The 14,259-nt window shown below is 39.6% G+C and carries 14 protein-coding genes; 9 read left to right on the top strand and 5 right to left on the bottom strand.

Features of this window, described 5'->3' with window-relative positions:
- Window positions 1–1,122 (top strand): beta family protein, encoded by a 1,122-nt coding sequence (locus GO816_RS09890; RefSeq protein ID WP_157541652.1) that lies wholly within the window; start codon window positions 1–3, stop codon window positions 1,120–1,122.
- Here the strand turns inward: GO816_RS09890 and GO816_RS09885 are convergent.
- From GO816_RS09885 to GO816_RS09865, 5 genes are all read right to left on the bottom strand, one after another.
- Entirely contained in the window at window positions 1,119–1,892 is a 774-nt protein-coding gene (locus GO816_RS09885; protein ID WP_157541650.1) for a sce7726 family protein, read from the bottom strand. The genes GO816_RS09890 and GO816_RS09885 overlap by 4 nt on opposite strands.
- Window positions 1,893–2,090: 198 nt before the next feature.
- Window positions 2,091–2,900, bottom strand: coding sequence for an HNH endonuclease family protein (locus tag GO816_RS09880; RefSeq protein ID WP_198171472.1), 810 nt, complete (start codon window positions 2,898–2,900; stop codon window positions 2,091–2,093).
- Window positions 2,897–4,609 carry an AAA family ATPase gene (locus GO816_RS09875; RefSeq protein ID WP_157541646.1) on the bottom strand — a complete coding sequence of 571 codons (1,713 nt, stop codon included), beginning with the start codon at window positions 4,607–4,609 and terminating at the stop codon, window positions 2,897–2,899. The genes GO816_RS09880 and GO816_RS09875 overlap by 4 nt, the downstream gene beginning before the upstream one ends.
- A gap of 10 nt (window positions 4,610–4,619) precedes the next feature.
- Window positions 4,620–6,203 (bottom strand): restriction endonuclease subunit S, encoded by a 1,584-nt coding sequence (locus GO816_RS09870; protein WP_157541644.1) that lies wholly within the window; start codon window positions 6,201–6,203, stop codon window positions 4,620–4,622.
- Entirely contained in the window at window positions 6,196–7,614 is a 1,419-nt protein-coding gene (locus GO816_RS09865) for a class I SAM-dependent DNA methyltransferase (RefSeq protein ID WP_157541643.1), read from the bottom strand. Before GO816_RS09865 ends, GO816_RS09870 begins: the two co-directional genes overlap by 8 nt.
- A gap of 195 nt (window positions 7,615–7,809) precedes the next feature.
- On the opposite strand from GO816_RS09865, the gene GO816_RS09860 reads away from it, so the two are divergent.
- From GO816_RS09860 to GO816_RS09825, 8 genes are all read left to right on the top strand, one after another.
- Window positions 7,810–8,139 (top strand): helix-turn-helix domain-containing protein, encoded by a 330-nt coding sequence (locus tag GO816_RS09860; protein WP_117381989.1) that lies wholly within the window; start codon window positions 7,810–7,812, stop codon window positions 8,137–8,139.
- Between the two features lie 65 nt (window positions 8,140–8,204).
- Window positions 8,205–8,456, top strand: coding sequence for a hypothetical protein (locus tag GO816_RS09855; RefSeq protein WP_157541641.1), 252 nt, complete (start codon window positions 8,205–8,207; stop codon window positions 8,454–8,456).
- 175 nt (window positions 8,457–8,631) lie between these two features.
- The gene (locus GO816_RS09850) at window positions 8,632–9,054 is read left to right on the top strand and encodes a plasmid mobilization protein (protein ID WP_127702927.1); all 423 of its coding nucleotides are present in this window, start codon (window positions 8,632–8,634) and stop codon (window positions 9,052–9,054) included.
- On the top strand, window positions 9,009–10,262 hold the full coding sequence (locus GO816_RS09845; RefSeq protein WP_127702926.1) for a relaxase/mobilization nuclease domain-containing protein: 1,254 nt from the start codon (window positions 9,009–9,011) through the stop codon (window positions 10,260–10,262). The genes GO816_RS09850 and GO816_RS09845 overlap by 46 nt, the downstream gene beginning before the upstream one ends.
- An 11-nt stretch (window positions 10,263–10,273) precedes the next feature.
- Window positions 10,274–12,208, top strand: a complete 1,935-nt coding sequence (gene mobC / locus GO816_RS09840) for a conjugal transfer protein MobC (protein ID WP_127702925.1) — start codon at window positions 10,274–10,276, stop codon at window positions 12,206–12,208.
- 128 nt (window positions 12,209–12,336) lie between these two features.
- Complete coding sequence (locus GO816_RS09835; protein ID WP_127702924.1) at window positions 12,337–13,203, top strand: RteC domain-containing protein; 867 nt, start codon at window positions 12,337–12,339, stop codon at window positions 13,201–13,203.
- 144 nt (window positions 13,204–13,347) lie between these two features.
- Complete coding sequence (locus tag GO816_RS09830) at window positions 13,348–13,881, top strand: hypothetical protein (protein WP_127702923.1); 534 nt, start codon at window positions 13,348–13,350, stop codon at window positions 13,879–13,881.
- 30 nt (window positions 13,882–13,911) lie between these two features.
- Window positions 13,912–14,250, top strand: a complete 339-nt coding sequence (locus GO816_RS09825) for a DUF4134 domain-containing protein (RefSeq protein ID WP_117381996.1) — start codon at window positions 13,912–13,914, stop codon at window positions 14,248–14,250.
- Window positions 14,251–14,259: the final 9 nt, after the last annotated feature.

Below are 14,259 nucleotides of genomic sequence, written 5' to 3'. Positions count from 1 at the left end.
ATGAGCATACCAACTTACATACCGGTCTTTAGATTACGTCAAGAGGAAAAGAAAGTATTGACCTCATTCAATTTCGGTGCTGATATTTTTCCATATGTTGAAATTTTCAAGGAATTTGAACGGTTACCACCGAAGCCTAAGGCTGGAAAACCCAAAAAAAAGCCGCGTGAACCTAAACATTTTAATGAGATTTATATCCCAACGCTTAATAGTATCAATAGCGAAAAAGTTTTTGTTGACCTGCCTGTTCATTTGCAGCAGTCAAGGAAAATGAAAAAAGAGGTGCTTGAGTTTCTTCGTGGTGTTGTTGGAAACAGGAAGGTGCGGACAGATTACCTGTTAAGCTTAAGTATTCTGCGGAACAAGGTCATACCTGTGATTAGCACCTATTCTCAATTAACCGGTGAGCCAAATTCGATTAAGTTGCAGGAAGCTGATCTGCGCGTCGTTTATCCAATTCTAGCTTTTAGAACGTCTGAAAAAACATTTACCAATGACATGAATCAGATTAGTTCAGTTGCTCAAGCAGGTGATTTTTTAATCGTCGATTTGGAAGACTACAATCTTTCAGACAAGGAAGATATGGCAACGATTCAATTCATGATCGATTTCTTAATGGCGTTTGATCAATGTCACGTCGTATTGCTGCGCAACAGTATCCTTAACAGCATCAAAAACTTTGAATTGGGGCATTGTGAAAGGATTAACGTCATTGATAACAGCTTAATGAATCGCTATGACAAACTTGGAGCGAACTGCTTTGCAGATTACGCAGGCATCAAAAAGGACAAAGTAGAAGATGGCGGAGCTGTTAGTCCAGGATTTATTTTTTACGATGCTGTACAAAATAATTTTTTCGGTTTTAAAGGATCTGAAAAACGTGAGTTGAAAGACTTTGAGAACATTATAATTCCGGCTGTTCTCGCATCAGATGCGGCTGCAAGAATGCAAAGCGCAGAATCCGACTATCTTTCTGTTGAAAATAAAGGCTGGAAAATGATTGAAGATATTTGGGATGAAGAAGAAAGCGGCAAGAATCAAGCAAAATTCAAACGGATATCAATGGAACATTATTTACATTGTATTAGAACAAAGATTGAGGACGGTTATTTTCTACTTTAGCTGTAGATATGTACCGGTTTGATGTTTTTGTTAAAAAAGAACTGAATATCAATAGGTAGAATGTCATTGGAATGTTCTACAACAAACTCCCACCTGCTACGGTAGCGCTCTTTAAGTGCAAGTTTAAATAAGTCATTTATAGTTGTGATATTATTGCTGATCAAAATATCTTCTTGGTTGCCCATACCGAAAAATTGCACTAATTCCTTTTTGGTTAGCAATGACAATTGAACTGAAGGATTGAGATGCTGATTAAACTTCGGTTTACGATAAAAGCTGTGCTGATCTTTTTCTACTGTGATGATCCCAAAATTCTCTGGTATTATGCCAATGCATCTCTTAAGATGACGCTCATGAATGACCAAGTTATTGAACTCAAAAGCTGATAAATAGTCAACGGATTGTTTTGCCAACTTATCTAAGTTATCCAGATTTGATTTAATCTCGAAACTGGTGGTAAAACCATTAATGGTCAGAAAGTCTACTCGGCTCCTTTTAACCTTTATCTCATAAGCCGCCACGACGTTTTTATCGTGGAATTCCTTAAATAATTCATACTTAAGCACCTGTTCACCATCATAGCTATGTAAGATCAGATCGTTGATCTTTTGATGCAATTCCAATTTGCAGCATTTGCTAAAATTGTTTTTGGGATAGATCATTAAAAGCAATTCCCGCAACTTTGGTCCATAGTGCAAGGTACTGTAACCTTTTACTACTTCCTTAACTGCCTTATAATCAATTGCTGTTTGTTGGCTTCTTTTTCCCATGAGTTCTTTGTAAAATAACTCAAAAAATTATGTTTAATGAATTATTTATGGAATATATCGTTATGGCATACTTTTGCTATCCTGTCACTTTATCGAACGATGTACCTAATAAGCACTTAAACTAAAACTTGCTTTAAAATCACTAATTTTTAACATCTACAAAATTCTATAACGAAGTTCGGAGAATAGCTTAAATATTTAAGCTTCAAGCAGCTGTTGAATCCAAGGATGATTTTCAGCACGTTGACCCCGTAATAGATACCTCATTTCACCACTATAAGGCGCTTCGCGACTTATAGTGGTGTGAATACGCTTGGCTACTTTTTTAAAACCTGGTTTTCTTGTTTCATCAACTTGGGAAATATCAAAAAGATTCTTCGCTTCCATGATGTCGGCTATTAGGCTAACTGCAATACCATGCCGCCTAACGCAAGTAGCATCTCTATCTAAATGGAAAATTTCAATTGATGCATTAACTCTTGACAAATCTAACTGGACTTCTGTCGCACAGCATGGTTTTCCGTTTTCTTGCTGGCACCCTAATAACTCACAGTCCTCGATTACGCAAGGGTCTAATAACTTGGGTCCTTCATTATCTATGGATGCTTGTTGATAAACCCTTCTTGCTTCGTCAAGCAGTGGAAACTTGTCAGCTTTTCCTCCTGCGGTTCCAAATTCTACATCTATTCGTTTACTGTTGCAAAATGTGCATGCCAGACGAAAGTTAGACTTATCAAGTGCGAGCCATCGATATCCAGTATGATTTAATGCTTCAAATACCCTGTTTTTAGGACGATAGTGATCTACTGCATTATCATTACGGTCAACGGGCGATTCGCAATACCAGCATTTGAAATGGGATAATTGAAGCATGGCAGGCTTAAGTTCTCTCCAAATATCTCCATAATCATCCGGGGCTGCTCCACCAGCTATTTGAGCTGCTGCGACAGCTGATCTTGCCAGCCACCCATCTGGCATTCTCAAAGAGTCAATATTAATGTATCTCATATTTGCTGATTGTCATTGTCAGCCAATAAATCGTCTATTAACTCTTTCGCCAGCTGTTCGCGTTCCTGTCTATTCAAACTCACAGTGCTCTTTGATAAGGCCTCTGTTTCTTCAGTTTTGAAACGCTTTGTTAGTGCGCGATGTCTAATTCTTAAATAACGGCTATATTCATCATCGGGATGAAAAAATCTAAAGCCTAACTTGTTCAGTTGATCATTAAGTTGATCAAGCTCTTGTTGTTCGCTTAGTGTGAGATTCTTTTTCGCACCTAAAATTCTTTGTTTTTCCAAAGTCTGTTGCGTCGATTGATCTAAAGTTGATGCTATACCAAACATGTCACTTGCGACAATCGCAGCATATCCCATTCCTCGCGGGTCATCTTCAGGGTAGGTTGCAATTACTTTTCTGTTCTGTTCTACATCATCAATATGCAAAATTTGAACTTGCTCTTTAACCAACTCTGCAATTGCTAATGGATTATGAGTTGTTAATAAAATGTGACTATTAGTATTTCCTTTTGACGACCTTGTAATCACATTTTTTAAGTAATTCAAATAATCTACACTCCATCGAGGATTTAAATGTGTATCTGGTTCATCAAGTAGAAAAAGGCTTTCTTCGTCTGCGGTAAACTTTAATAATCCTAAAACAGTAAGCAATTGTTGCTCGCCCTCACTTAACTCCCGAAAGGTTACCGTTTGATCACTTTTTTTCAATTTTACCTTTATTCTAACCTCGTTGATTAGTTGAGATACATATGTGCTTTCAAGATCTCTAAAAAAAGCAGCTGGAGATTGATCACCGACTAATTTTCGAAGTGAAGCAATGTCTTTGACAAATAAATATTTAAACTGCAACGTTTCCTTATTCCATAGAGAGACTGGAACTCTTCTCGTTGTCTCAATTGGGGCTAAAGAAATATCAAGTAGTTTTGATAAAAATTTACTTACTACGCCTTTTGCTCCCCAAAACCTAAGATCACCATCATCTCGCGGTTTCCACGGTGGCTGTCTAAGTACAAAAAGAACTGATTCTAATCCATCTATTGGATCTAATCCAAGATTATCTCTTAAAAAATCGGCAATTAGATCATCATCGCTTTCTCTTTCAATCAAAAAGGCAAGTAAGACGAACTGGCTATGTACTGGTAATGCATAAAACAATCTTTTGTTACCTGGATCTTCACCTTTTCTTAACTTGTCATCATACCATTCCAAATAAGGTAGAAAAATTTCATGCATCCGCTGGCTATCTCCAGAGTAGTAACTAAATACATACCGTGGAAGAGCCTTGGTATCGTCAAGAAATTTATTGATGGTTATAATATGATCTCTTTTAATGTCATCTGTGAAATACTCGCTTATTGATGCGTTATTCATAAGAGACTTTTCAGCAATATGAATTAAAAACTTATTGCGAATTCTGTCAGGATCATGGTCAATTACTACTGCTCTTTCGTCTTTGTCTGTGCCTATCCAATAGGAAAGATTGAAGGCAAAATCAATTTTCGGATTTTTTTTAGGACTAATAAACTCCCTAAAAATGATCGCTAATGCCTCAAGAACATTTGATTTTCCTGTTCCGTTCCAGCCTATTACAACTGTTACCCAATGATTTTGATCAAAATCAATTGTTATGTCTTTTAAGTTTTTAAATTGATGGCTTGGACTCTTAGACGAGGAACCAATTGTGATTTTATCTAATCGCATTCAAGTAGTATTAATGTGATAATTTAATGCGATCAAAAAGTTTCCTACCTTCAGAATCCAATACTGGTTGTACAGCCAACATACCTTTTTTGTCTAAAGCTCTTAGCTCAGCATATAATGGCTCAATTTCTTCAGTAGTTGAGTCCAGCCTGATGCCACATCGTTGAAATGCTTCTTGAGCAGCAAGCCATTCGTCAGCTTCTGATAAAACATCTAAAAGTTTTTTCATAATATTCGCTGTGCTTTTGCCCGTTTGTTTGGGCTTTCTTATGATAATTTTATTTGCATTTATATCATGCAGTTTAATTTGATCTAAAATATCAATTGCGGTGTGTTCGTGAGTAACATTTCTGGTAAGTTCTCCACTAAATGCTTTTGAGTAAAAGGTGGTTTCGAGACTGCTAAGTTTTCCTGAAGCGCCATCAACGCCATTTATTATATTTATGATACGGTTAAAGTTCTTTTCAATGATAGCGATGATTTCCCGTTGCTCTTCTACTGATGGTAACGGAAGAATAAATGTTTTTAGCTTTGTCGCATTAATATTTGACTGGCTAATTCCGTCGCTTTTAACGCGTCTGCAAAACTCTCTTCCCTGTGGGCTGTTCAGGCAAATATTTAAATAATCAGGAAGCATAACATCACTACAACGCACTCTTATCAAATAACCAGCGTAAATAGCTTCTCTTTCACCTTTATATACAGCAGTTTTCCCAACCAATTCAGGACTATTCGTTCGGTTGAACAAAACATCACCGGCTTTTAATATATACTTTTTTATCTCCTGATTGTCGTTAGTATAAACTAAGTCACTCCAATCAATAGCTCCGTCTTGTATATTACCCATCCGTAAAACTGGAATTTTACCAATTCTAGATGACTTAGATGATGTCCCATAAGTAATTTCTGAAATTATACTGCCAAGTTGAACTCTTTCAGGTGTGAATTTTTTGTGTTTAAATCTCCATTCTTCCGTTAACACTCCCGAATAAGCATTCTCAAGAACTTTGGCCTTCAAGGTTTCCGCTAATTGTACGGCAGCATTTAAATGTGATCGCGTTCTTTGAAGTTTACTATTCAGTCCTGATAGGTAGTTCACAATCACAGCCTGTTCCTCTAATGGCGCCAATGGAAAACTAATAGTAGATGCTTTAAAGCCAGAAAGTTCTTTAAAGGTAGTACCACTTGAAATACTCTCTAAGTAGTTCTTCGAGAATAAAAGATAATATCTGACATATTCGGGATTAATAGAGCCTTTTAAAACAAAAGTCTTAAATCCTTGGCTTGTACACAATTCATTTGCAGCGATAACACAATAACCAACAGGTGCTCTTGAGCTTAAAAGCACAGAACCTCTTGGTACAATTTTGGCCGAACTATTAGCATAGCCTTTCTCACTTAGACTTCTTTTACCCTTTCGTATAAAGGTTTCTGAATACCCGGTTAGATCCGCAGGTGTAATCCATGGTATTCCATTCATTTCAAAATTGGATCCATCTCCGGTTGGTGGCGTTCCTCCGCCAATGACTTCAGCTAATTCTCCAAGCCTCACCCAACACCAATCATCGGGTATGATCCACCGCATCTCAGTCATCGTTACCCTTTGATTCTAAAGCTTCGAAATCCTCTGTTAAATCTTTTATTTCACTCATTGCTTCCCGCAAATGATCAAAAATAGCAGCGGCAATTTCAGTCGTATCAAATACCTGATCTTCTATTGCATTCTCTGCTTTTAACCATGAAATATCAAGACTATCATCATTTTCACGAATTTCATCTCGCGTAAAGGAACGCCATCGCCCTTCATTTCCTTGATCAACTCGCTCGCTGTTACCTTTAGGATCCCTTCCAAATGCAATTTCGAAGGCTGCAAAGTCCTCTGTAGAAAGAGGCCTCCTCTTTCCAAATCTAACGGGTAAAGTCCTCATATCGTAAAACCAGACATTACTAGTATTTGCATTACCTGATTTCCCTTTTGTGAAAAACAAAACATTTGTTTTCACTCCTTGGCTATAAAATATACCGACAGGTAATCTCAAAATAGTATGAAGGTTGCATTTTGCCATTAACTCCTGACGAATGGTTTTTCCAACACCTGCCTCAAACAATACATTATCTGGAAGAACGACGGCAGCCCGTCCGCCAGGTTTTAGGGTCGAGATGATATGCTGTAAAAATGCAAGTTGTTTGTTACTTGTAAAATGAATTATATCTTGTCTTTTTTGCCTTGCGCTACCGGCTTTAGCCCCAAATGGAGGATTTGCTAAAACAACGTCGGCGCTTGAAAGTAATCTTGAATCATCCGTTAATGCGTCTCCTAAGATGATTGATGCACTTAATTGATGTAAGAATACGTTCATCAAACAAATCCTATAAGTTGACTTCTCAATCTCAACTCCCTCGTATTTGGGTGGATTCTCGTTGTAAACATTTAAACTATTATTATCACGTATATACTTATCAGCAGATATTAAAAATCCACCGCTACCAACAGCTGGATCTTGAATTAGTTCGCCAGCCTTAGGGCATATAAGTTTTACGATAGTATCTACGAGAGCTCTCGGAGTAAAATATTGGCCAGCACCAGACCTTGCGTCTTGGGAATTTTTTGAAAGCAGGCCTTCATAAATATCGCCCATGCCATCTTGGGTTATCGAATGCCAATCAATTTTTGCAATTCCATCGATTACAGCTTTCAGATTTTCCGAATGCGAAAATACGGTTGTCGGAAATGCATAGATTTTTCTAATTATATCAACACTAGCATGTCCCCCTAAAAACGTAAGTATATCCCGATACTCAGTCAATAAATCATCACCTTTATAACCGATTAATTTTCCCCATCGACAATGGTCGGGTAACAATTCCTCAGTTTTGTTTTCTTCCGCAATCTTTAAAAATAATAGATATGTCAACTCAGAAATGTACTCATGATAGCTAATGCCATCACCCCTTAGTATGTGACAAAGGTTCCATATCTTTTGAATTATATTCTCATTGTTCATTTACAATCTTTCAAGCTTCATTTTCCTGCTAAAGTACGTTGTTTTAGTGGCATGGCAGCGAGTAATTGACGGTGTCACTTGAACTAACTGATAATTAAAAATAAAATTTCTAAAAAAAAACACCCTACCTTGTACATGAGGTGTGATGTTTTCAATTTTCACTTCTTCACATTTGCTGTTGCTAAATTTTAAGCTATGGCAAATCATAATGAAATCCAACATGACTTTCCTAAAGTAAACCGTGATCAGCTCATCACGGTTCAGGACTTGCTCGACTTTAAGCAACAGCTGATCGTTGATATTAAGAAGTTGCTCAAAGAACAATCCGGCCAGCCGGGCCACCAGTGGTTGAAAGCTTTTGAGATCAAAAAAATGCTCCGGCTTTCTGAAAGCAAACTGCAATACCTTCGGGATAAAGGCTTGATCCCTTTCAAAAAATTAGGTGGTATAACCTACTACAATTCCGAGGAAATTGAAAAGCTGATGGCTTCCGGCAAGTTGAACGATCAGATGAAAATGGCATGAAACGCAAGGCCAAACGGACTATACCGAGACAGCCAAAGGAGGTCAGGAAAAGCAGCAAAAATATTGTGCATAATCACGACGGCCTGGGAACTACCATGCCCCCCGACAAGGACGTTTTGCTCATCTACTTTGACCAAAAAGGTGAAGGCGAATTAGCTGAAGACTTTTTCAACGAGCATGATGCTCGTGGATGGAAGACCCCAACTGGCGGCAAGATCTTCAACTGGAAGGTATGTGCATCTGAATGGATTTATAACCATCACCAGGACGTAAAACGCAGGTTTAGGCAGTCCCCATTTTACAGTGAATCGTTTTAAGTTGATGACGTTGAACAAATCCAAATCGAGGATTTTGCAAAAGGACGAGATTGCATTTTTGAGCAATCAGCAAGATAAACCGTTGTCGGACAACGGAATCTTGCCATCCCTTCCAAAGTCAGTTTGGGGGCACTATAAAAATCCTCCGAAGTCGGATTTTTAGAAGATGTGAGTTATGGAAAATGAAGAAGAGAACAGGTTACGAAAGATCACCACGCGATTTAAACCAGGTGAATTTTTACTGATAGACAAGCGTTTCAAAAAGACGCGGTTCAGAAAGATGAGCGAGTACATCCGGTGCGTTTTACTGGAGAAACCGATCACCGTAACTTACCGGGACAAGTCCATGGATGAGATGCTGGAAGAGCTGGCTTTACTGCGCCGGGAGCTCAATGCCATCGGTAATAATCTAAACCAAGCTGTCCGTCAGATCAACGCGGCACATGGCTCCGCAGACAACCGTTTATGGTTATCGCTTATGTCTATCATCAGGTCCAAAGTTGATCCCGCCATCGCCCAGATCAAAGACCGCATGCAAAACTTTTCAGAACTATGGTCGCAAAAATTAAAACCGGACGAAGCATCCTCGGGGCAATAAATTACAATGAGCATAAGGTGCGTTCAGGCAAGGCTGAATTGATCCTGGCACAGGGTTATTTGAAGGAGCCGCTTGACCTGTCTTTCAGCGACAAGGTGAACCGGTTGACTGACCTGACAAAACGGAATGAGCGCACACAGGTCAATGCCTTACACGTGTCATTGAATTTTGCTGTTGGCGAAAGTTTGGAAAAATGGACACTTCAGCAAATTGCCGATGAATACATGGAAGGCTTAGGATTTGGTAAGCAACCCTACCTTGTCTACCAGCATTACGATGCCGGACATCCGCACCTGCATCTCGTTTCTACCAATATTAAACCGGATGGTGAAAGGATCAGCTTTCATTTGCTGGCTAATAAAGCCTCTGAGCAGTCGCGGAAGCAGGTAGAGCTGAATTATGGATTAGTCAAGGCAGAAGATCAAGGCAAAGCACAACATAACATAAAATCTCTATCCCTGGAACAAGTAGCTTACGGGAAATCAGAAACTAAACGGGCCATCACTAATGTCGTAAGTGAGGTATTGCGAACATACAAGTTTACCAGTATCCCGGAATTCAACGCGGTTCTGAACGGCTTTAACGTGACGGCTGACCGGGGTTCAAAAGAATCCAGAATGTATGAGAAAAACGGGTTGGTATACTGGGCACTGGATGGTAAAGGCAGCAAGATCGGCGTTCCCATCAAGGCCAGCAGTATCTACGGTAAACCAACGTTAAAGGCGCTCGAAGGACGCTTTGCTTTAAATGACGTGCTACGCAAATCATTAAGAGAGCAGGTAAAGCAGACGATTGATGATCTGCTGAACAAACCGATTGGTAAAACCGAGTTTCAGTTAAAGCTTAAGGAACAGAATATTGAAGCCATTTTTAGGCACAGTGAGGATGGCCGGTTGTATGGGGTGACGTTTGTCGATCATAAAACTAAAGCTGTGTTCAACGGCAGTGACTTAGGCAAAAAATATAGCGCAAACAGCCTTTCACAATTCTTTGCACGATCAGAAGGAAGCATTAAACCAAGCCATAACGTTGAACTATCCGGCAATAAACATTTGCCTGATAACACAGGAATTACAGGTAGTAACAACTTCAGCAGTGGCAGTGCATTCCTAGAAGCCTTATACCAGGAGGAAAAACAAGATATGACAGCCATCGGCAGGCTTCAGCAAAGAAAGCGCAAGAAAAAACGCAGAGGACATTCACTTTAAATTTTACAGTTATGCAAACAGGTGAAAACGAACAAGCATTAAGAAGGATCATTGATTTTACCCGGTTTATCAGCCTGGCCATTCTTATCCTTCATTTTTATATTTCCTGCTATGCCGCATTTCAGCATTGGGGGGTGACCAAGCCGGTCATTAACAGTATCCTACTGTCTGTCTCGAAAATTACAGTCGTCAAAAGTGTACTTTATGCAAAACTTGCAGCACTGTGCGCTTTGATGATTTCCTTGTTAGGCAGCAAGGGGAAGAAAGATGAGAAAATCAAACTTAAGACGATCACTACCTATGCGTTTACTGGCTTGCTGTTATACTTTATCAGTGCAGTATTCCTCAACGCCAACTATCCGGTATCAATCAGGGCATCACTATATATCGGCTTAACCGCGTTAGGGTATCTACTGATCTTGTCAGGACTAAGTGCGCTGTTCAGAATGCTTAAATTGAAGCTGGCTGATGACATTTTTAACAAGGCCAACGAATCATTTCCACAGGAAGAGCGGTACCTTAACAATGAGTATTCGATTAACTTGCCTGCTATCTACCACCTGAAAGGTAAAGCGCGTAAAAGCTGGATCAATATCATCAACCCTTTCCGTGGCACATTGATAGGTGGCAGTCCGGGTTCAGGTAAGTCCTACTTTGTTATCCGCCACATTATCACCCAACATATTCAAAAAGGTTTTTCCATGCTGATCTATGATTTTAAGTATGATGACCTAACCAAGATTGCCTATAACGCATTGCTTCAACATGGTCACTTGTACAAGGTCAAACCGACCCAGTATGTGATTAACCTCGAACAGATTATGCACCGCGCGAATCCACTGGAGCCAGAAACCATGCTGGATATAACAGATGCGATTGACGCCAGCCGAACGATCATGCTTGGTTTAAATCGGGAATGGATCAAAAAGCAGGGAGACTTTTTTGTGGAATCACCGATCAACTTTATCACAGCGATCATGTGGTTTCTGCGAAAGTACCAGGATGGCCGCTTTTGTACTTTACCTCATGTTATTGAGTTAGCTCAAGTGGATTACAAGGAATTGTTTGAAGTATTGCTACAAGAACCTGAAATCGAAGTATTGATCAATCCTTTTATTTCTGCCTGGCAAAATGAAGCCTATGAACAGTTAGAAGGTCAGGTGGCAAGCGCTAAGATCAGTTTGGCGCGTCTATCATCACCGCAGCTTTATTATGTGTTAAGTGGCAATGATTTCTCTTTAGACATTAATAACCCTGACGAACCGAAGATCGTCTGCCTTGCCAATAAGCCGCAAAAATCACAGGTTAACGGTGCTGTGCTGTCCTTGTATATCAACCGCATTAACAAGCTGGTCAACCAAAAGAACCGCCAGAAATGCAGCATGATCTTCGATGAATTCCCAACCATTTACTTTAACGGCATTGACAACCTTATCGCTACGGCAAGGTCGAATAAGGTAGCGGTGACATTGGCGGTTCAAGACTATAGCCAGCTTAAAAAGGATTATGGCCGTGATCAGGCAGAGGTTATTATGAATATCGTAGGTAATATTATTTGCGGGCAGGTAACAGGCGATACAGCCAAACAGTTGTCAGAACGCTTTGGAAAAATTAACCAACAAAAAGAAAGTGTATCCATCAACAGTCAGGATACCTCGGTGAGCCGTTCTACTCTACTGGACTTCGCGATACCTGCATCTAAAATTGCTGGGCTGTCCTCCGGTGAATTTGTGGGCATGGTAGCCGATGACCCGACCAATAAGATCAGCTTAAAAGTGTTTCATAACGAAATTCAAAATGACCATGACAGTATACGCAATGAAGAGTTGAATTATCAGCCAATCCCTACCGTTCGAGATATCGATCAGGTGGAAGTCCTGCGTAATTACCAACAAATCAAAGATGACATAAAGGCTATCGTTCAAGACGTTGTGATTAATTCTTAAGTAATAATGCCAATCGTCATATTAACGTAATATTGATTTAAGGTGAAGTTAAACGAATAACGTGTCGTAACACGTTATTCTTAATTTGCGTATTAAGCAATAATCCTAATTACCTAATCCAACTCCTTATGCGCACTATCACCGAGCGTTTCTACAGCGCTTTAGAAAATCAATTGAACGAAATTTCCACGAACGGCGAACCTTTAGCCGAACAATACAAAGCTTCTATTATCCTTTGCAAAAAAGCAATGGCCAAGCTGAAAAGCTACATCTCCAGCTATTCTTTTGAAAGTATCGAAGACGAGATCCATTTCTTCAAAGAAGTAAAACCCCAATTCTACAGTAAATACATTTACTTCATCAGCGTTTATAACTACCTAATGAAAAGGCCGACAGGAGCCGAAGATCATTTAAAAGAATATATCAACTCTGAACTGGCCGATCTTAAACGTTATTTCGATCATAACGCCGCTTTTTATCAGTACTACCGCTCCGGTTCCACTCAGATGGATGAAGTGTATTTTACGCGTGGTGGATTTGACGTACATGTGGAACTGGAAAAATTTGAAGAAGACGAGGTGTATTCAACCAGTCACGACTACAAGCTTTCCAATATTATCGCGAACGAAAAATATCAGGACTTTTTAAATATCGAACTTCAAAAGCTCAATAATCATGATGAGCGCCCGCCAGAGATGAGCCTCGAATTGCCGCTCACCTGGACATTTTCAAAGACCGATCTGATCGAACTGATTTACGCGCTGGTTGCTGCTGGCGTATTTAACAATGGCAATGCGGAGATCAAAACTGTTGTTAGCTTTTTTCAAACGGTTTTTCATATCGAACTTGGCCAGTACTATCACAAGTACACCGATATAACGCGGCGAAAAAAGGATCGTACAATATTACTTGATAAGCTGAAGCTTGCCTTACTCCGTAAAATAGACCAAAAACTTGATGAAGATGGCTCTATTCAGCAAAAGCTAAAATTATAGCTATTTTCAACTACTTGTTTTTCAATCTGTTATAAAAAATTTATCCTACCCTGTACATGAGGTGTGATAAAAGTTTTTTGGATAGGCCAACCTTTGCTTTCGAGATCGCTGCATGGTGCAGATGGTCTTTAAAATCAAAGTGTTATGTTGTCATCCATCTCCTGGCAGCAGTATTTAGCAGCCATCGCTATCATAAGCGCATCTTACTACCTGTATGTGATTCTTCGCTACTATCAGCGCGAGGTTACCAATCTTTTTATAGCTAAGCAATCAGGTCAGCTACTTGCCCCAAGCAGCACCCTTTCATCTTTTACGGTGATGGGTCAAGCTAAGCAAGATCAAAGCATCACCGTCGTAGCCGACGAAGAGTTACAATTCGCGGAAGCCGACATCGACGAAGACTTAAACGAACCAGTTGCTGAAACAACAGCAGCAAAGCCCGTTGAGTTTTTGCCACAAACACAACTGCTTAATGAGACGGACAAACTCATTGATGCTTTCGCAGACGTTGACAGTAAATCAGAATTTATTTCATTGCTGAACATTCTGCTTACCTCTTATAAACCTTACGAGTCGGAAATAAACTATCTACAGGTAATTGAGCACATCTTGAACGAATCGCACGGAAAATTGCCTTTCGACTTGACAAGCAATGACCTGCCTGCCTTGAATGAGTAACATTTTTTAAACCCTTTAAAATAAATAATCATGAAAACACAGCAAGTAAAAAGAAATAACGATCTGAGGCATCTGTTGAAGAAAGGCTTCGGCACATTGACATTTATCCTTTTCGCCTTCACCTTGTATGCACAGGACGGTAATGCCGGCATTCAGGAGGCAACCACGCAGGTCAAAAGCTATTTTACTACCGGTACAACCTTGATGTATGCTATTGGTGCTTTGGTAGGCCTGGTAGGTGCTATTAAGGTTTACAAAAAGTGGAACGACGGCGAGCATGATACCGGAAAGGTTGCATCCAGCTGGTTTGGTAGCTGCATTTTTCTAGTAGTTGTCGCTACTGTACTCAAATCTTTTTTTGGCGTTTAACTGCATCAA

The organism is Mucilaginibacter aquatilis (assembly GCF_009755275.1).
Lineage (GTDB): Bacteria > Bacteroidota > Bacteroidia > Sphingobacteriales > Sphingobacteriaceae > Mucilaginibacter > Mucilaginibacter aquatilis.
Note: the sequence above shows the minus strand (reverse complement) of the source record. Positions and strands in the feature narration are given on the sequence as shown.